The 18,975-nt window shown below is 34.6% G+C and carries 13 protein-coding genes and 1 rRNA gene; 5 read left to right on the forward strand and 9 right to left on the reverse strand.

Features of this window, described 5'->3' with window-relative positions; all coding sequences use genetic code 11:
• A 5S ribosomal RNA gene (rrf, locus tag ACP7AT_RS15350) occupies positions 1 to 85 on the forward strand; the annotation flags it as partial.
• A gap of 279 nt (positions 86 to 364) precedes the next feature.
• Positions 365 to 1,981, forward strand: a complete 1,617-nt coding sequence (pafA, locus tag ACP7AT_RS15355; RefSeq protein WP_426065312.1) for an alkaline phosphatase PafA — start codon at positions 365 to 367, stop codon at positions 1,979 to 1,981.
• A 68-nt stretch (positions 1,982 to 2,049) separates the two neighbouring features.
• On the opposite strand, the gene lysA is transcribed toward pafA, so the two are convergent.
• The 3 genes from lysA to gltB form a co-directional block, all read right to left on the reverse strand.
• Complete coding sequence (lysA, locus tag ACP7AT_RS15360) at positions 2,050 to 3,270, reverse strand: diaminopimelate decarboxylase (RefSeq protein WP_426065314.1); 1,221 nt, start codon at positions 3,268 to 3,270, stop codon at positions 2,050 to 2,052.
• A 171-nt stretch (positions 3,271 to 3,441) separates the two neighbouring features.
• The gene (locus tag ACP7AT_RS15365; RefSeq protein WP_426065316.1) at positions 3,442 to 4,896 is read right to left on the reverse strand and encodes a glutamate synthase subunit beta; all 1,455 of its coding nucleotides are present in this window, start codon (positions 4,894 to 4,896) and stop codon (positions 3,442 to 3,444) included.
• 2 nt (positions 4,897 to 4,898) lie between these two features.
• Positions 4,899 to 9,416 (reverse strand): glutamate synthase large subunit, encoded by a 4,518-nt coding sequence (gene gltB, locus ACP7AT_RS15370; RefSeq protein ID WP_426065317.1) that lies wholly within the window; start codon positions 9,414 to 9,416, stop codon positions 4,899 to 4,901.
• Between the two features lie 406 nt (positions 9,417 to 9,822).
• Between gltB and sucC the strand changes: the two genes are divergently transcribed.
• Together sucC and ACP7AT_RS15380 are read left to right on the forward strand one after the other, a co-directional pair.
• Complete coding sequence (sucC, locus tag ACP7AT_RS15375; RefSeq protein ID WP_091208171.1) at positions 9,823 to 11,016, forward strand: ADP-forming succinate--CoA ligase subunit beta; 1,194 nt, start codon at positions 9,823 to 9,825, stop codon at positions 11,014 to 11,016.
• Positions 11,017 to 11,176: 160 nt separating this feature from the next.
• Entirely contained in the window at positions 11,177 to 12,745 is a 1,569-nt protein-coding gene (locus ACP7AT_RS15380; RefSeq protein WP_426065341.1) for a protein adenylyltransferase SelO, read from the forward strand.
• A gap of 41 nt (positions 12,746 to 12,786) precedes the next feature.
• Here ACP7AT_RS15380 and ACP7AT_RS15385 read toward each other — a convergent pair whose 3' ends face one another.
• The 5 genes from ACP7AT_RS15385 to ACP7AT_RS15405 form a co-directional block, all read right to left on the reverse strand.
• On the reverse strand, positions 12,787 to 13,308 hold the full coding sequence (locus ACP7AT_RS15385) for a hypothetical protein (protein WP_426065318.1): 522 nt from the start codon (positions 13,306 to 13,308) through the stop codon (positions 12,787 to 12,789).
• Between the two features lie 80 nt (positions 13,309 to 13,388).
• Positions 13,389 to 14,045 carry an NAD(P)H-binding protein gene (locus ACP7AT_RS15390; RefSeq protein WP_426065320.1) on the reverse strand — a complete coding sequence of 219 codons (657 nt, stop codon included), beginning with the start codon at positions 14,043 to 14,045 and terminating at the stop codon, positions 13,389 to 13,391.
• A gap of 2 nt (positions 14,046 to 14,047) precedes the next feature.
• On the reverse strand, positions 14,048 to 14,515 hold the full coding sequence (locus ACP7AT_RS15395; protein ID WP_091208157.1) for a DUF1456 family protein: 468 nt from the start codon (positions 14,513 to 14,515) through the stop codon (positions 14,048 to 14,050).
• Positions 14,516 to 14,590: 75 nt separating this feature from the next.
• On the reverse strand, positions 14,591 to 15,610 hold the full coding sequence (locus ACP7AT_RS15400) for a dipeptide epimerase (protein WP_426065321.1): 1,020 nt from the start codon (positions 15,608 to 15,610) through the stop codon (positions 14,591 to 14,593).
• Positions 15,611 to 15,662: 52 nt separating this feature from the next.
• The gene (locus ACP7AT_RS15405) at positions 15,663 to 16,484 is read right to left on the reverse strand and encodes an alpha/beta hydrolase (protein WP_426065323.1); all 822 of its coding nucleotides are present in this window, start codon (positions 16,482 to 16,484) and stop codon (positions 15,663 to 15,665) included.
• Positions 16,485 to 16,540: 56 nt separating this feature from the next.
• Here ACP7AT_RS15405 and ACP7AT_RS15410 point away from each other — a divergent pair, with 56 nt between their 5' ends.
• A complete protein-coding gene (locus tag ACP7AT_RS15410; RefSeq protein ID WP_426065324.1) occupies positions 16,541 to 16,942 on the forward strand; it encodes an excinuclease ABC subunit B in 402 nt (133 codons plus the stop codon).
• Here the strand turns inward: ACP7AT_RS15410 and uvrB are convergent.
• Positions 16,939 to 18,930, reverse strand: a complete 1,992-nt coding sequence (gene uvrB, locus ACP7AT_RS15415; protein WP_426065325.1) for an excinuclease ABC subunit UvrB — start codon at positions 18,928 to 18,930, stop codon at positions 16,939 to 16,941. The two genes, ACP7AT_RS15410 and uvrB, sit on opposite strands and share 4 nt — an antisense overlap.
• Positions 18,931 to 18,975 lie beyond the last annotated feature (45 nt).

Below are 18,975 nucleotides of genomic sequence, written 5' to 3' on the forward strand. Positions count from 1 at the left end.
ACCTCTTCCCTTCCCGAACAGAGTAGTTAAGCCCGCCTGCGCAGATGGTACTGCAGTTATGTGGGAGAGTATGTCGTCGCCTTTCTTTGAAAACCCCGTTCTGATGAACGGGGTTTTTTGTTTTAGAGGTGTCCGAAGTTTTTTGATAACGATGCGGTTTGGCGCCTTTTTTTAAACTGAATAAAATTCGGAATGTATTAAATCCTCATCATTCAAATGATGAGGATTTTTTTGTGAATGCTAACATTATTTATATTTCAAGTTAATGGAGTTTAAGAATAGGTTAATTTATTGTCCTTTCGTGATCGTAAAGAGTTTGTACAAACTTTATGTTGTATTTTTGTTTTAAATATAAAAATATAATATGAAAAGAATTATTTTGTTTTTAGCAGTAATTATGTCTTTCAACTCACAAGGTCAGCAACGGCCTAAATTAGTAGTTGGTATAGTGGTTGACCAAATGAAAATGGAATATCTATATCGTTTCTCGGACGATTTTTCTGCAAATGGTTTTAAAAGATTAATGAATAATGGATATACTTTTCACAATATGCATTATAATTATGTACCAACTTATACAGCTCCTGGCCATGCTAGTATTTATACTGGTACTACGCCATCTACACATGGAATAGTTGGAAATGATTGGTTCAATAAAGCTACAGGAAAAGATATGTATTGTACGGATGATGCATCTGTTTCAATACTAGGTAACGGTACAGAAAAAGAGGGGGCAATGTCTCCTAAAAATTTATTAAGTACCACAATTACTGATGAGTTGCGAATGGCTACAAATTTTAAAGGTAAGGTAATTGGTATGAGTATAAAAGATCGTGGTGCTATATTGCCAGCGGGTCATTTTGCTAATTGGGCATTTTGGTATAGTAAAACAGGAGCTTTTATTTCAAGTACTTTTTATGGTTCAGCACTGCCTAATTGGTTAACTGAATTTAACCAAGATAAGCGATATATGAATTACATTAATAAAGGATGGAATTTATTGAAGCCGATAGACACTTACAATGAAAGTCTTGCTGATGACAATCCGTATGAAGGTAAATTAGATAAAGCTAATGCACCTGTTTTTCCATATGATTTAAGTAAGATGGATAAAGAAAAAGGAGCAGATGTTTTGAGAACTACACCTTTTGGTAATGATATTTTGGCAGAGTTAGCGATGAAAGCTATAGAAAAAGAAGAATTAGGGAAAGATGATATCACAGATTTTTTGACGGTTAGTTTTTCTTCAACGGATTATGTAGGACATACTTTTGGACCGCGTTCTATAGAGTTACAAGACACTTATTTGCGTTTAGATCAAACCATTGCTCAGTTTTTAAACTATTTAGACAAAACCGTTGGAAAAGATAATTACTTGCTTTTTCTGACTGCTGATCACGCTGGAGCTGAGAATCCTAATTATTTAAAAGATAACAAATACAATGTAAAAAATATTCCTGCGAAAGACATTGTTGAAGCATTAAAAAAACATTCAAATGAAACCTTTGGTTCAGATTTGATATTAGATTATTCTAACTTTAATCTTTTTTTCAATAAAGAAATTATCAAACAGAAAGGATTAGAATTGGTGAAAGTGAAACAAAGTTTTAAGGACTTTTTGATGACACAAGAACAAGTTAAAAGAGTGTACACTGAAGAGGAAATTTTAGCGTCATCAGGAGATGATTATTTTTTAAGTTTCATTTCTAAGGGTTATGATCCTAAACAAAATGGCGATATTGTTATACTTGATAAAGCAGGTTATATGCAATATCAAGCTACAGGAACTACACATGGTTCACCTAATAGTTATGATACTCATGTGCCTTTACTTTTTTATGGATGGCAAGTTCCAAAAGGAGAATTGCACGCTAAAAAATACATTACCCAAATTGCACCAACGCTTTCACAAATGTTGAAAATTCCATTTCCAAATGGGACTGAATCCGAAGTGTTAGAAACTCTTTTAGATAAAAAATAAAAATTGGTCTTATTTATTTTTGAACAAAAAAAATCCCGTCTCATTAAAAGTGAGGCGGGATTTGTATTTTAAACTGTGGCCATTGCTGCAGGTAATGGAATTTGATTTTTAAGTAAATCTTCAAAGGTTTCATGTGCTCTGATTAGATGCCCTTCGCCGTTCATCCATAATACTTCGGCTGGTTTGTATCTTGAGTTGTAGTTTGAAGCCATAGAGAAACAATACGCTCCCGCATTTCTAAAAGATAAAATATCACCTTCTTTTATTTCTGCAATTTTTCTGTTATTAGCAAAAGTATCTGTCTCACAAATATATCCTACTACGGAGTAGAATCGTTCTTTGCCTTTTGGGTGAGAAATGTTTTCGATGTGATGTTGTGAACCGTAAAACATTGGTCTAATCAAATGATTAAAACCGCTATCTATTCCTGCAAAAACCGTAGAAGTAGTTTGTTTAACGACATTAACTTTAGCCAAAAAGAAACCAGCTTCACTTACTAGAAATTTACCAGGTTCAAATATCAAGGTTAATTCTTTTCCATATTCGGTACAAAAGGCATTGAATCTTTTTGATAATTTTTTACCTAACTCTTCAATGTCCGTCTCGATATCGTCTTTTTTATAAGGCACTTTAAATCCACTTCCGAAATCAAGGAATTCGAGGTTTTTAAAGTTTTTTGCAGCATCAAATAATATTTCTGCGGCATATAAAAACACTTCGATGTCCAAAATATCAGAACCAGTATGCATATGAATTCCCACAATATTCATTTTTGTATTTTCAACAATGCGAACTAAATGCGGTAATTGGTGAACAGAAATCCCAAATTTACTATCAATATGACCAACAGATATATTAGCATTTCCACCTGCCATTACATGTGGATTTATTCTAATGCAAACAGGAACACTTGGATATTTTGTTCCGAACTGTTCTAATATGGATAAGTTGTCAATATTTATTTGAACTCCCATAGCGTTAACTTCTTCAATTTCTTCAAGAGAAACACCATTTGGAGTGTAAAATATTTTTTCTGGCTCATAGCCGGCATGAAGTCCTAATAATACTTCCTGAATGGAAACGGTATCTAAACCAGACCCCATTTCTTTCAACAATTGGAGGATCGCAACATTAGACAATGCCTTCATCGCGTAATTAATGCGCAACTTATTAACCTTAGAAAAAGCTTTTGATAATCTGTTATATTGAGATTGTATTTTTTCGGCATCGTAAACGTATAATGGACTGCCAAATTGTTCTGCTAATTGTACTAAGTCTTTTGATTGCATGATTATTAATTTTGAGCAAATTTATTACTCTTTATTTAGTTCCACAAGCTAATATAGGAATTCTAACAAATTCTAACAAAAAGTTATAAATTAAACATATGTTTGAAATTCTATAAAAAAAATAACCCTTGACAAATTTTTCTATCAAGGGTTATAAAATATCATTTAGAACTATAAGTTGGGTAAATCGCCATCTCCTTTGGTCGGTAAATTGGTATAACCCATCAAGTATTTATCGACTTCTCTGGCAGCTTCACGACCTTCAGATATTGCCCAAACAATTAATGATTGTCCTCTTCGCATGTCACCTGCAGTAAATATATGGGGAACATTCGTTTGATAATTGTTCGCTTTATAATTGCTTCTCATATCAATTTCTAATCCTAATTGATTACTTAATGTTTTTTCAGGACCGGTAAATCCCAGTGCTAACAGAGCTAAATCACAAGGCCATATTTTTTCCGAATCTTCTTTTTCTATCAATTCAGGTCTTTGTCCAGGTGTCATTTTCCAAGCCACTTCAACGGTTTTTAAACCTATAAGTTCCCCTTTTTCATTAGAAATGAATTCTTTGGTGTTAATCAACCAGTTTCTATTACAACCTTCTTCATGTGAAGAGGATGTTTTTAATTGCAATGGCCAAAATGGCCACGGAGTAGTTTCACTTCTTCCGACTGGTGGTTTTGGTAAAATCTCAAAATTAGTTACCGATTTAGCACCGTGTCTGTTTGAGGTCCCAACACAATCTGAACCAGTATCTCCACCACCAATAACAATAACATCTTTACCAGTTGCTTTGATTTGATCCGTAATTGATTCTCCGTATATTACTTTAGTTTGTTGTGTTAAAAAGTCCATTGCTTGAATAACTCCTTTACTTTCTATTCCTTTAGTAGGTAAACTTCGTCTTTCGGTTGCACCACCGCATAATACGATTGAATCAAAAGAATTTAAATCTTCAACACTATAATTTACGCCAACATTTATATTTGTTTTAAAAGTGATTCCTTCAGCTTCCAGTACTTTAACACGTCTGTCAATAATCCCTTTTTCTAGTTTGAAATTTGGAATTCCATAACGTAATAAACCTCCTATTGCATTGTCTCTTTCAAAAACCGTAACGGTATGTCCTGCTCGATTTATTTGTTGTGCCGCCGCTAATCCAGCAGGACCAGAGCCTATTACAGCTACTGTTTTTCCTGTTCTAACTTCGGGCGGTTGTGGTTTTATCCAACCTTCAGCAAAGCCCCTTTCGATAATATTTTTTTCGATATTTTCGATAGCTACCGGTTCGCTGATAATTCCTAACACACATGATTTTTCACATGGAGCAGGGCATAAACGGCCGGTAAACTCTGGAAAGTTATTGGTTGATTGTAATATTTTCAATGCACTTTGCCATTCTTCCTGATGCACCATGTCATTAAAATCAGGAATTAAATTCCCTAATGGACAAGCACTGTGACAAAATGGAATACCACAATCCATGCATCTAGATCCTTGTTCTTTGATTTTATCATTGGTTAACGGAATTTTAAATTCATTATAATTTGATACTCTTTCTAGAACAGCAACATTGCTTTCGTCGGTTCTAGTATATTCTTTAAATCCTCCTATCTTTCCCATAACTATAGTGCTAGTAGTTCTTCAATTTGTTTTTCTTCGGCTAATCGTTGCAATGCTTTTTTGTAATCAGTAGGCATTACTTTGACAAAATGGTTGCTTTGGTTTTTCCAATCTTCTAAAATCCTCTTTGCCAAAGGACTATTGGTATACATAGAATGATTTTTTATCAAACGTCTCAGTTTAATAAAGTCATCTTCTTCGAATATTTCAAAAGCGACCATTTCCATATTACATAAGGTAGCGTCGAATTTTTTATTTGGATCAAAAACGTAGGCAATACCACCGCTCATTCCTGCAGCAAAATTTCTGCCTGTTTTTCCTAGAACTACAACAGTTCCTCCAGTCATGTATTCGCATCCGTGATCTCCAATTCCTTCTACAACTGCTGTTGCTCCAGAATTTCTAACACAAAAACGTTCTCCTGCCATACCATTTATGTATGCCTCACCAGTAATAGCTCCATAAAGTGCAACGTTACCAATGATAATATTTTCTTCTGGTTTGAAAGTGGCAGATGGTGGGACTTTGATAATTAATTTAGCTCCAGAAAGGCCTTTTCCTAAATAATCATTACAGTTTCCATGAATTTTGAATGATAAACCATTGGTTGCAAAAGCACCAAAACTTTGTCCGGCTGATCCTTCAAAATCAACTAATATTGTGTCTTCAGGCAAACCTTGTGCGCCATATATTTTAGAAATCTCATTACTCAATATAGCTCCAACGGAACGATCCGTATTTTTAATTTTAAAAGTAACTCTGGTTCTTTCTTTTCGATAAATAGAAGGAATAGCGGCTTTTATAATATCAAAATCAAGCACATGTTCTAAAGCATGGTCTTGTTCTGTAGTATTGTGATTTGGTACTACTTTCGCTTTTTCTGGTTTATATAAAATTGCAGATAAGTCTAATCCACTTGCTTTATAATGTTTTATGGCTTTGTTGACATTCAGTTTTTGAGATTGTCCTACCATTTCTTTGAGGGTTCTAAATCCTAATTGCGCCATGATTTCCCTCAACTCCTCAGCGATAAAATACATGAAGTTAATGATGTGTTCCGGCGTTCCTTTGAAATTTTTTCTCAATTCAGGATCTTGGGTTGCAATTCCTACTGGACACGTATTCAAGTGACACGCTCTCATCATTATACAACCGGACGCTACTAAAGGCGCGGTTGCAAAACCAAATTCTTCAGCGCCAAGTAAAGCAGCAATGGCTACATCACGTCCTGTTTTCAATTGTCCGTCACATTCTAAAACTACACGACTTCTTAAATCATTTAATATTAAGGTTTGTTGTGCTTCCGCAAGTCCAAGTTCCCAAGGAATTCCTGTATGTTGTAAGGATGTTAATGGTGCAGCTCCGGTTCCGCCGTCGTATCCTGAAATTAAAATCACATCAGCTTTTGCTTTAGCAACACCGGCAGCGATTGTTCCTACACCCACTTCAGAAACTAATTTCACATTAATTCTCGCTTCACGATTGGCATTTTTTAAATCAAAAATCAACTGTGACAAATCCTCAATAGAATAAATATCGTGGTGTGGCGGCGGAGAGATTAATCCAACATAAGGCGTTGAATTTCTGACTTCAGCAATCCAAGGCACTACTTTTTCAGCTGGTAATTGTCCACCTTCTCCGGGTTTTGCGCCTTGAGCCATTTTTATCTGAATCTCTTTGGCATTTGTTAAGTAGTTGATAGACACTCCAAATCTTCCGGAAGCTACTTGTTTAATAGCACTATTTCTGGAATCTCCATTTAAGTCTTTTTGGAAACGTTTAGGATCTTCTCCACCTTCACCAGAATTACTTTTTCCGCCAATTCTATTCATGGCAATTGCCAGATTTTCATGAGCTTCCTGACTGATAGATCCGTAAGACATTGCGCCAGTTTTGAATTTTTTTACAATTTCTGTCCAAGGTTCCACTTCGTCAATAGAAATTGGATCCAAATTATTGAATTCAAATAAGCCTCTAATTGTCATCAAGTTTTCGCTTTGGTCATTGACCATTTTAGCATATTCCTTGTAGCTTTCAGGACTATTTAAACGTACTGCTTGTTGTAGTTTAGAAATAGTTGTTGGATTAAACATGTGTTTTTCTCCTGATCTTCTCCACCTGTAAATTCCTCCAATTTCTAAAGGCAATAAATTGCTGACTTTTGAATTTGGAAATGCTTTTTGGTATCTTTTTTTGATTTCTTTTTCGACTTCCATCAGGCCTATTCCTTCAATTCTGGAAGGAGTATAAGGGAAATATTTTGAAGTAAATGTTTTATTTAATCCTAAAATTTCAAAAATCTGTGCCGCTCTGTACGAATGTAAAGTAGAGATGCCAATTTTATTCATGATTTTCAAGATCCCTTTTGCAATAGCTTTATTGTAATTTTTAATAGCATAATCCGCTTTTATGTTAGTAATAAAACCTTGGTTAACTTGGTCATGAATAATTTCATTCACCATGTAAGGGTTTATTGCGCTGGCTCCATAACCAAATAATAGGGCAAAATGATGTGGTTCGCGAGGTTCTGCGGATTCAATAATGATTCCAAATTTAGAACGAACTTTTAGAATGTTAAGCGAATGATGAATGTAAGAACACGCCAACAGCATCGGTATTGGAGCCATTTTTTCACTAACTCCTCTATCTGAAAGAATCACAATATTACAGCCTTCTGAAACCGCTTTAAAAGTTGCTTGAACCGCTCTTTCCAAAGCGCGTTCTAGACCATTTACCCCTTTTTCGTTATCGTATAAAGTAGCGATCGTTACTGATTTGAAATCAGCATGATCAATGTTTTTTACTTTATCTAAATCCTCGTTCGAAATAACTGGATTTTGAATTTTTAGTTTCTTACAATGTTTTGGAACAATATCAAAAATATTATAATCGCCACCAATCGCTAAACTGATATCAGTAATTATTTCTTCACGAATACCATCCAACGGTGGATTGGTAACCTGAGCAAATAATTGTTTAAAATAGTTGTATAACAGCTGTGGCTGATCTGACAAAACCGCTAACGGAGTATCATTTCCCATAGAACTTAATGCTTCTGCACCTTGAGTTCCCATTGGGTTTATGATTGTTTTTAAATCCTCTAACGTGTAGCCAAAAAGTCTTTGTCTTGTTTCAAAATCTATGTTTTCTACTGGAATTGGATTGTCAGTATATGGTATTTGAGCCAATTGTACCAAATTTTCATCCAACCATTGTTTGTAAGGACGTTTGGTAACAATTGCATTTTTGATCTCTTCATCTTCAATAATTCGACCTTCGTTCATGTCAACTAAAAACATTTTTCCCGGTTCTAAACGACCGTGTTGAATCACATCTTCGGGCTTGATGTCAAGAACTCCAATCTCTGAAGACATAATTACGAAACCACTTTTAGTCAATGTATATCGTGAAGGACGCAATCCATTTCTATCTAATAAAGCACCAATAACGTTACCATCAGTAAAAGGAATAGAAGCTGGACCATCCCAAGGTTCCATGATGCAAGCGTTGTACTCGTAGAATGCTTTTTTGTCGGCTGACATAGTTTGGTGTTTTTCCCAAGCTTCAGGGACAACCATCATCATCGCTTCCGGCAAAGAACGTCCCGTCATCAATAACAGTTCGATTACCATATCCATAGAAGCCGAATCTGATTTTCCTTCTAAAATAATTGGGAATAATTTTTTGATGTCATCACCAAAAACATCGCTTTTCATTAGTTCTTCACGGGCCCGCATGCGGCTAATGTTACCACGAAGCGTATTTATTTCTCCATTATGACACATATATCGGAAGGGCTGAGCCAATTCCCATGAAGGAAAGGTATTAGTCGAAAATCGTTGGTGAACTAAAGCCAGTCTGGTCACTAAATCATCATCTAATAAATCCGTATAATACCTGCTGATGTCTTCAGGCATCAACAAACCTTTATATATTATTGTAGTGGTTGAAAAACTGGAAAAATAAAACATGTGACTTTCTGAAATTCTTGAATTTCGAATCGCATGTTCTGCTATTTTTCTTGCTGCAAATAACTTAGCATTAAATTGTTGTTCCGTAAGGTCTAATCCATTTTTACCAACAAATACTTGTTTAACGGTTGGTTCTTTCTCGCCGGCAATACGTCCTAAATTTGATGCGTCAACAGGAACGTCTCTCCATCCTATTAATTCTAGATTTTGATCGCGTATCGAAGTTTCAAAAGTAGTTTTACAAAAAACAACTTGATTTTTACTTTTAGGCATAAAAACCATTCCCACGGCATATTCCTTAGTTTCCGGGAGATCAAATTCGCAAATTTTCTTAAAAAAATCATGTGGGATATCAAACAATATCCCTGCTCCATCTCCAGTTCTGCCATCTGAACTTACAGCGCCCCGGTGTTCTAATTTGATTAATATATCAAGTGCTTTGTGTATAATATCATTTGACTTAATTCCATTTAAATTACAAATGAATCCAGCACCGCAATTGTCGTGTTCAAATTCGGGCAAATAAAGGCCTTGTTCTTTAACTCTCATGCTTAAATTTTTTTCTACAAAATTAAAGATTTAGTAACATATAAGAGGTGTAAAGGTTAAAAATGGCTTGTTTTTACAGTTCTAATAGAAAAAGGTTGACTAAATCTCAATAATGATATTTAAACACATCCGATTTGATTTTTCGATAAAATGGAAATAAAAAAATACTGATTAAAGCGGTGATTTTGAAAGAAATATTTTGCCAATCGTTAATCGTGATTATTTTTAACAAATTTGTAGTTAATTTTTATATTTTTTTATTTTGACAGTGGCTTTGTCTTTCTTTCTATTATCGAGATTTAGAGCTACATTTAATTGAAAAAAAAATAACAGTTAAGTTTAATTTTGCTATTTTTGTGGCACTTTTATTCTGAAAGAAATTCAGAAGCCAGACAAATTCTATATTATGAACATACACGAATATCAAGGAAAAGAGATTTTAGCTAGCTACGGAGTTCGCATTCAACGCGGAATAGTTGCTAATAGCCCTGTAGAAGCGGTTGCTGCTGCAAAACAATTAACTGCCGAAACTGGTACAAGTTGGTATGTTGTAAAAGCCCAAGTTCATGCAGGTGGACGTGGAAAAGGTGGTGGAGTGAAACTTGCCAAAAATTTACAACAAGTTGAAGAGATTTCAGAGCAAATCATCGGAATGCAATTGATTACACCTCAAACTTCTGCTGAAGGTAAAAAAGTACACAAAGTTTTAATCGCTGAAGATGTATATTATCCTGGCGAAAGTGAAACTTCGGAGTTTTACGTTTCTGTTTTATTGAACAGAGCTACAGGTCGAAATATGATTATGTATTCTACTGAAGGTGGAATGGATATTGAAGAAGTTGCGGAACACACTCCTCATTTAATTTTTACTGAAGAAATTGACCCTTCTGTTGGATTGCAAGGTTTTCAAGCAAGAAGAATTGCTTTTAACTTAGGTCTTTCTGGAAACGCTTTCAAAGAAATGGTAAAATTCATCGATTCTTTATACAATGCCTATATTGGATCTGATGCTTCGATGTTTGAAATCAACCCGGTTTTAAAAACATCTGACAATAAAATTATGGCTGTAGATGCTAAAGTAAATATCGATGATAATGCTTTATACAGACAAAAGAAATATGCTGACATGCGTGACATTCGTGAGGAAAATCCAATCGAAGTGGAAGCAAAAGAAGTAGGGTTAAACTATGTAGATCTTGACGGTACAGTAGGATGTATGGTGAACGGAGCTGGTTTAGCAATGGCAACTATGGATTTGATTAAATATGCTGGTTTTGAGCCTGCTAACTTCCTTGACGTAGGTGGAACTGCTGATGCAAAACGTGTTGAAACTGCTTTCCGTATTATCTTAAAAGATCAAAACGTAAAAGCTATTTTGATTAATATTTTTGGTGGAATCGTTCGTTGTGACCGTGTGGCGCAAGGAGTTGTTGATGCTTACAAAAATATGGGTGATGCAATTAAAGTGCCAATCATTGTTCGTTTGCAAGGTACAAATGCAGCGATCGCAAAAGAATTAATTGATAATTCAGGAATGCCAATTTTATCTGCTGTTGAATTCCAAGAAGCAGCTGATCAAGTTAAAGCAGCACTTTCTTAATTAGAAAATAGTTATAAATTTAAAATCCTGTTTGCTGTGGCAAACGGGATTTTTTTTTGGATCATTACAAGTTTTTAAAGAGAACAAATCATAATAATAATTGAAAGTGCAAAGTTTTCTGCTTTACAACAATTATCTTTGTTTTTAATGTTTTTTAGTAATTATGAAACTCCAGATACAAAATAGTTTTACTGCCGAATTACCTGCTGATCCCAATCAAATCAATGTTCCAAGACAGGTTCATCAAGCTTGTTATTCTTACGTACTACCCAAAAAACCTTCAAATCCTTCACTGATTCATACTTCAATTGAAGTAGCAAATGTTATTGGTCTCTCTCAGGAAGATATACTTTCAGCTGATTTTTTAAATACTTTTTCAGGAAGTACCATTTATCCAGGTACGAAACCGTATGCTTTGAGTTATGCAGGACATCAATTTGGAAATTGGGCAGGACAATTAGGAGATGGTCGTGCCATTAATCTTACTGAAGTAGTTCATGAAAATAAGTCGTACACATTGCAACTGAAAGGAGCAGGGCCAACACCTTATTCCAGAACCGCCGATGGTTTCGCCGTTTTGCGTTCTTCTATACGAGAATATTTGTGTGCCGAAGCGATGCATTATTTGGGTGTTCCCTCAACACGGTCGCTTTCGCTAATGCTTTCTGGCGACCAGGTATTGCGTGATGTTTTGTATAATGGAAATCCTGCCTATGAAAAAGGTGCAGTAGTCTGCAGAGTGGCTCCATCATTTATTCGTTTTGGTAGTTTTGAATTATTTGCTTCTCGCGATGATCATGTAAATCTCAAATTATTGACAGATTTCACCATCAAACATCATTTTCCCCATATCCAAGAAGAGGGTGTCGAAAAATATCTGGCTTTTTTTAAAGAAGTTACTCAAACTACGCTGAACATGATTGTACACTGGCAACGCGTTGGTTTTGTTCATGGCGTTATGAATACTGATAATATGTCCATTCACGGCATCACCATTGATTATGGACCTTACGGTTGGTTGGAAGACTACAATTCCACTTGGACGCCTAATACAACGGATAGCCAACATAAAAGATACCGTTTTGGTAATCAACCAGAAATTGCGCTGTGGAATTTGTATCAATTAGCGAATGCGTTGTATCCCTTAATTCTGGAAGCGAAACCGCTGGAAGCTATTTTAGATACTTTTAGTACCGATTACGAAAAGGAGTATTTGAATATGATGCAAAATAAAGTCGGTTTCCAAATCAAAAAAGAACAAGATGCTGTTTTGATTCAGAGTTTAACTCAATTACTTGAAAAGGTAGAAACGGACATGACCATTTTCTTTAGAAATCTAAGTAATGTTATTAAAGCTGATACTGCAATAACAGCTTTGAATACCATAAAAGACGCCTTTTACAATGAAAAAGATTTAGATGAAACAATCTTGAAAGATTGGCACGATTGGTTTGAGATGTACAGCATTCGAATCAATGAAGAAGCTATTTCAGATTTTGTCAGGAAAGAGCAAATGAATCAAGTAAATCCAAAATATGTACTGCGAAATTATATGGCACAATTGTGTATTGATGACGCGGATAAGGGTGACTATGCTTTGCTAAACGAATTATTTGAAATGCTTAAAAATCCGTATGACGAACAACCAAATTCCCAGAAATGGTTTGCTAAACGACCGGATTGGGCCAGAGATAAAGTAGGATGTTCTATGTTAAGCTGTAGTTCTTAAAATTAGATTTAAACACAATTAAATAATAATAAAAATAAAATCTATTTAATACCAATTGCTTCATGACCTTTTATTAAAATCTTATTTTTATTTTCTAAATTTCCTTTGGTTTTTCCCAAGATATTAATGATGTCAAATTTGGTGTCACTTTTTTTAAAATTGTAAAATTCTTCTGAATTAGTTACTTCAACTTTTAAAATATAGTTCCGGTCTAATTTGAAAGTTTCAATATTGTCTTTTATAAATGTTCCATTTACCATAAAAATGACATCGTTAGTTTTGATTTTGGTAAATTCAGATTTAATTTGTTCCAAACTTATGAAATCATATTTCTTAGGAACTTTGGAAGTAAAATATATTTGATCAGGATATCTAACCCCATTTATTATGGTGTCCTTTTTGATAATATTAACAGATTCAATTTTATTTGGGTCAACATATTCCATTGTTGTTGACGTAATTAAAATTGAATCCAGAAATTTTGCGGGTTCTTTTATTTTATTATTTTGTCCAAAAAATAAGGAAGTGAAAAAGAATATTGAGAAGGTTAGAATGTATTTCATATTTGAAGTTGTAAATTCACTTAGATGAACTAAATATACAAAAAAAATCCTGAACGCTTATTCAGGATTTTGATATTGTATTATTTTCCAATTTCTTGAATCGAATCTGATTCATATATTTTAAAACCTATATTGTTTGTTTGAGCTATTTTCAAAAGTGCTTTGGCTACCGTTTCGCTTTCGATAGGTTTGTACTTTTTTAAATTTCCAACGAATAAGAAGGAAAGTGTTTTCATAAAAAAGGCGCCTACTTTTTCTCCTAATCTAAATTCAGTTCGGTTTCCCAAAAGAAGGGAAGGTTGAAAGACAGCAACGCTTTCGAAATCACAATCTTTAAGAAAATCTTGGATTTCTCCTTTTGTTTTCAAATAGAAATTTCCGGATTTCGCATTAGCACCAAGAGATGAAATAATGAAATAGTTTTTGACTTTATTCTGCAAAGCAAAAGCGGCAAACTGTTTTGGATATTCAAAATCTACTTTTCTGAAAGCTTCTTTACTTCCTGCTTTTTTGATTGTTGTGCCAATGGTACAAAAGAAATCATCTCCAACCACTAATTCTTTATAGGTTTCCGGCTTGTCAAAATCGATGATGTGTTGCGTTAATTTTGGATGCTTTATTCCTGTATCTCTTTTTACAAAAGTGATCACTTTCAGATAATCATTGCTATCTAAAAGTAAATTTAATAGTTCTGAACCTATTAAACCAGTGCTTCCAATAATCAAAGCTGTTTTCACTGTTATGATTTTTTATTCTTACCGAAGTTGAATTTAACTTTTTCTACCACCTGAACTTTTGGAGCTCCTTTTGAGAATTGTTTTTTAAATGGTTTTTTAGCAGCAGGTTTCGATTTTGAAGGACTTTCGTCACCTCTAGATCTCTCCTCGTCTCTCGGCTTTGCTTTAAATTCAGCTCTTTCAGAAGTTCCTTCCTTTACAGGAATTTGAGCTTTATGTTTGGCCAAAACATCATTTGGATTTTTTGGATTTTCTTTCGTACCCCGCAAGTGAATTACCAATGCATTTAGGAAGTTACGCAACACTTGGTCGCCACATTCCATATAGTTTTCATGTTTTTCATCACGGAAAAAAGCACCCAATTCTGATTTAGTGATTCTAAAATCTACTAATTCTAATATTTCAACTATTTGATCATCGCGTAACATTAAAGCTACGCGAAGTTTTTTAAAGATATCGTTATTTGTCATCATATTCTAATTTTTTACAAAGGTACGGTTTAAAAGCAATTAGAGCACAATTTTAGATTTAGAATTGGAGCACTTTCAAAGGACCTTAATTAAAGTTACACCGGTTCCATTGATTTCAGAATAGCTTATTTTTCCAAAATCTATTGTTATACCAGTTGCTATGTCTTCAGCTAAAAGCAATGCACCGTCCATATCGACATAATCCAATTGTGGCAATAAATGTGCAATTGCAGATATTCCAACGGTCGATTCAGTCATACAACCCACCATTGTTTTCAAACCGAATTTCTTGGCTTCTTCAATCATTCGTCTTCCGGGAGTTAATCCGCCACATTTCATTAATTTGACATTCACTCCATGAAAATGATGGTGACATTTGGCCACGTCTTGCTCAATTATACAACTTTCGTCAGCAATTATTGGTAAAACAGAATGTTTGAAAACTTCTTTGTGTCCTTCCCAATTTTCTGCATTCATTGGTTGTTCTAAGAATTCAACACCTAATTTTTTCAGCTCAACAGCATTATTTATGGTTTCTTCAACGCCCCAACCACAATTGGCGTCAATTCTAAAAGTGGCATTCGTATGTTTCCGAAGTTCTTTGACAATGGCAATATCTTCGTTGGTTCCCAGTTTTATTTTATAAATTGGCCAAGGCAATTCTTTTATTTTTGCTACCATTTTCTCTACAGATGCAATTCCAATCGTGTAATCTGTCAGTGGATTTTTGTCAATGTCATAATTCCACAATTCGTACAATTTCTTTCCTTTTTTGCGTGCATACCAATCATTGTATGCCATATCCAAAGCGCATAATGCAAACATATTTTCTTTTAAATACGGGTGAATTTTTGACCAAAATTCTTCGGGTGTTTCATCTTTAGTGTTTTCGATGATGTTGCGAATTTTTTCTAAATCTTGCATCATCATCGGAACTGTTGTCTTGTAATATGGATTAGAAGTTGCTTCGCCAAAACCTGAAAAACCGTCACTTTGGAGTTCCACAATCAAGCAAGGCTGGAAGTCTATAGATTTTCTGGAAATTGTAAACGTATGTTTTAATTTAAGGTTGTATTCTCTAAGGATTAATTGCATTTGAATCTATTTTTTAACACTAAAAATTAATGAGTTTTTTCAAAGATGCCATTTAATAGCCAAGCCATAAAATTGCTTTTACAAAACCATCGCGCCATAATTTTTCATTATGTTGTCCGCCTTTTACAATTTTCTTTTCATTTAAATTCAGGCAATAACATCTATTTGAATTTAGCAAACGTTCCATTTTGTTCAAATCTGAAACCATATCGTCGCTTTCACTGTCGCCGCATAAAAAATAGACTTTAGATTTTATCTTTTCAGATTTTTCAGTAAGATTGTAAATGTCTTTGGCAAACCAAAAAGAAGGCGAGAAAACACCTGCTTTTCCAAATATTTCAGGGTATTTTAAAACGGCATAATAAGAGGTAAGTCCACCAAGGGAACTTCCCATGATAATCGTATTTTTCTTTTTGGTTTTTGTTGGATACGTTTTGTCGATTTGTGGTTTTAATGTTTTTACGATAAATTCTAAATAACTGTCCGCTTTTCCTCCACCGTATTTTTCGTTTTTAAAAGGCGTTAATTCATCGATTCGTTTGTCATTTCCGTGTTCAATTCCTACTACAATAACTTGTGCTTTTAAGCTGTCCAGTTTTTCATCGACATTCCATTCACCCGAATAGGAAGTTTTTTCATCAAATAAATTTTGAGCGTCGTGCATGTAAATTACGGAGAATTTCTTTTTGGACGTTAAATAATTTTCGGGTAAAAACACCCAAATTTTCTTTTTGGTTTGAAGTTGTGGTGCTTCAATAGTGAAGGTAGAAACTTGTTTTGAAGCCGTACTTCGTTTCGACTCTTTAGCGTCCTGAGCGGCAATATTTGCTACATTAAAAAAGAAGAGCAGGAGTAGGAACTGTGGTCGAATCATTTTTAGTTTTTGTGTTTTGATTTAAAAACAATATTTTAGCTAAAAATAATAATTTGATGAATACATTCGAAGAAAAGAGGAGTTTAGTTTTGGAGATGATTGCTTTTTCTACTGTCGACGGACATTTGCATAAAAGAGAATATGAATTTTTGGCAATTGTTGCTAGTGAGTTGGGATTTGGAATTGATGTTTTTAAAGATTTGTTTCATCAAGAACTGCCGCAAATCCCTATTAAATCGGAGTTTTTACGTATTCAGCAATTTTACAGATTGGCTTTGTTGATGTATAGTGACGGAATTTTACACCAAAAAGAATCGGTTGCAATCCAACAAATAGCACTTGAAATGGGACTTAATCCTGTCGCTACAAAACGTATTCTTAAGTTGATGAATGAAGCACCAAACGCTATAATTGATGGCGAAGTTTTATTAAATGTTTTTCAGGAGCAACATAATTAAGTTAATTGTCCTTGTAACGCTTTAATTTCATCACGTAATTTTGCAGCTTGCATGAAGTCTAAATCTTTGGCTGCTTTTTCCATTGATTTCCGTTTTTCGCGTATGCGTTTTTCAATCTCTACTTTGGATAGATACAAGTTTTCGGGTTCGGCGGCCGTATTTATTGTGTAGCCTAATTCATAATCAGCTAATGGGTTTTTAGTAAAGGCGCTTTCAATTTTTTTGTTTAACGCCATCGGTACAAGATTATTTTCAGTATTGTGATTAATTTGCTTGGTTCTACGATAATTCGTTTCGTCAATGGTTTTTTGCATGCTATTGGTAATTTTATCAGCATACATAATCGCTTTTCCATTCAAGTTTCTCGCCGCACGACCAATTGTTTGCGTAAGCGAACGATGACTTCGCAAAAAACCTTCTTTGTCTGCATCTAAAATTGCCACCAAAGAAACTTCAGGTAAATCCAACCCTTCACGGAGTAAATTTACACCTATTAGAACATCGAAAATTCCTTTTCGCAAATCTTGCATAATTTCTATTCGTTCCAAAGTGTCTACTTCAGAGTGAATGTAACGGCAACGAATATTGACCTTGGTTAAATATTTGGCCAATTCTTCCGCCATTCTTTTGGTTAAAGTCGTCACTAAAACTCGTTCGTCAATTTCTGCCCTAACCTGAATTTCTTCAATTAAATCATCAATTTGGTTTAAACTTGGTCGAATTTCAATAATGGGATCCAATAATCCTGTGGGACGAATCACTTGTTCGACAACAACTCCCTCCGTTTTTTGCAATTCGTAATCAGCTGGCGTTGCAGAAACATAAATAACCTGATTTTGCATCGCTTCAAACTCTTCAAATTTTAAAGGGCGGTTGTCCATTGCGGCGGGAAGTCTAAAACCATATTCCACTAAATTTTCTTTTCGGCTTCTGTCTCCGCCATACATTGCGCTAACCTGAGAAAGTGTCACGTGACTTTCGTCTACAACCATCAAATAATCTTTTGGAAAATAATCCAATAAACAGAAAGGTCTGGTTCCTGGTAAACGACCATCAAGGTAGCGGGAATAATTTTCAATTCCGGAACAATAACCAAGTTCCCGAATCATTTCCAAATCAAAATTGGTGCGTTCTTCCAATCGTTTTGCTTCAAGATGTTTTCCTATTTCTTTAAAATAATCGACCTGTTTTACCAAATCCTGTTGAATTTCCCAAATTGCATTTTGCAAAACATCTGGAGACGTCACAAACATGTTTGCGGGATAAATCGTCAGTTTTTCAAATTTTTCGATTACTTGAGAATTCTTTGTGTCGAAACTTTCAATTTCTTCAATTTCGTCACCAAAAAAATGAATTCGATAAGCTTCATCAGCATAACTAGGATAAACATCAACGGTATCTCCTTTTATTCTAAAACTTCCCGGATTAAAATCGGCTTCAGTTCTGGAATATAAACTTTGCACCAGTTGATGCAATAATTTGGTTCTAGAAATAATTTGTCCTTTCTCAATTGGAATCAAGTTTTTCTGAAATTCGACAGGATTTCCTATACCGTACAAACACGAAACCGATGCGACGACCAAAATATCTCTACGTCCGGATAGCAACGAAGCAGTTGTTGACATTCGCATTTTTTCCAGTTCTTCATTGATAGATAAGTCTTTCTCAATAAAAACACCGGTTACGGGCATAAAAGCTTCGGGTTGGTAATAATCGTAATAAGAAACGAAGTATTCCACAGCATTATTCGGGAAAAATTGTTTGAATTCCGAATATAATTGTGCTGCCAACGTTTTATTGTGTGCTAAAACTAATGTTGGTCTTTGTACCTCCTGAATGACATTAGCAACGGTAAATGTTTTTCCGGATCCGGTAACTCCTAAAAGTGTTTGGAATTTATCACCATCAATAATCCCCTGAGTCAATTTTTCAATCGCTTGAGGTTGGTCGCCCTTCGGCTGGTAATCAGATACTACTTGGAAATTCATTTACAACAAAAACAAAGGTTAAGAGGAACAAAGGTACAACGTTTG

This window comes from Flavobacterium sp. DSP2-3-1, from assembly GCF_049896865.1.
Lineage (GTDB): Bacteria > Bacteroidota > Bacteroidia > Flavobacteriales > Flavobacteriaceae > Flavobacterium.

Coding starts and splice junctions, on each gene's coding strand:
- pafA (WP_426065312.1), top strand. CDS start 365: ATGAAAAGAATTATTTTGTTTTTAGCAGTAATTATGTCTTTCAACTCA.
- lysA (WP_426065314.1), bottom strand. CDS start 3,270: ATGCAATCAAAAGACTTAGTACAATTAGCAGAACAATTTGGCAGTCCA.
- ACP7AT_RS15365 (WP_426065316.1), bottom strand. CDS start 4,896: ATGGGAAAGATAGGAGGATTTAAAGAATATACTAGAACCGACGAAAGC.
- gltB (WP_426065317.1), bottom strand. CDS start 9,416: ATGAGAGTTAAAGAACAAGGCCTTTATTTGCCCGAATTTGAACACGAC.
- sucC (WP_091208171.1), top strand. CDS start 9,823: ATGAACATACACGAATATCAAGGAAAAGAGATTTTAGCTAGCTACGGA.
- ACP7AT_RS15385 (WP_426065318.1), bottom strand. CDS start 13,308: ATGAAATACATTCTAACCTTCTCAATATTCTTTTTCACTTCCTTATTT.
- ACP7AT_RS15395 (WP_091208157.1), bottom strand. CDS start 14,515: ATGACAAATAACGATATCTTTAAAAAACTTCGCGTAGCTTTAATGTTA.
- ACP7AT_RS15400 (WP_426065321.1), bottom strand. CDS start 15,610: ATGCAATTAATCCTTAGAGAATACAACCTTAAATTAAAACATACGTTT.
- ACP7AT_RS15405 (WP_426065323.1), bottom strand. CDS start 16,484: ATGATTCGACCACAGTTCCTACTCCTGCTCTTCTTTTTTAATGTAGCA.
- ACP7AT_RS15410 (WP_426065324.1), top strand. CDS start 16,541: ATGAATACATTCGAAGAAAAGAGGAGTTTAGTTTTGGAGATGATTGCT.
- uvrB (WP_426065325.1), bottom strand. CDS start 18,930: ATGAATTTCCAAGTAGTATCTGATTACCAGCCGAAGGGCGACCAACCT.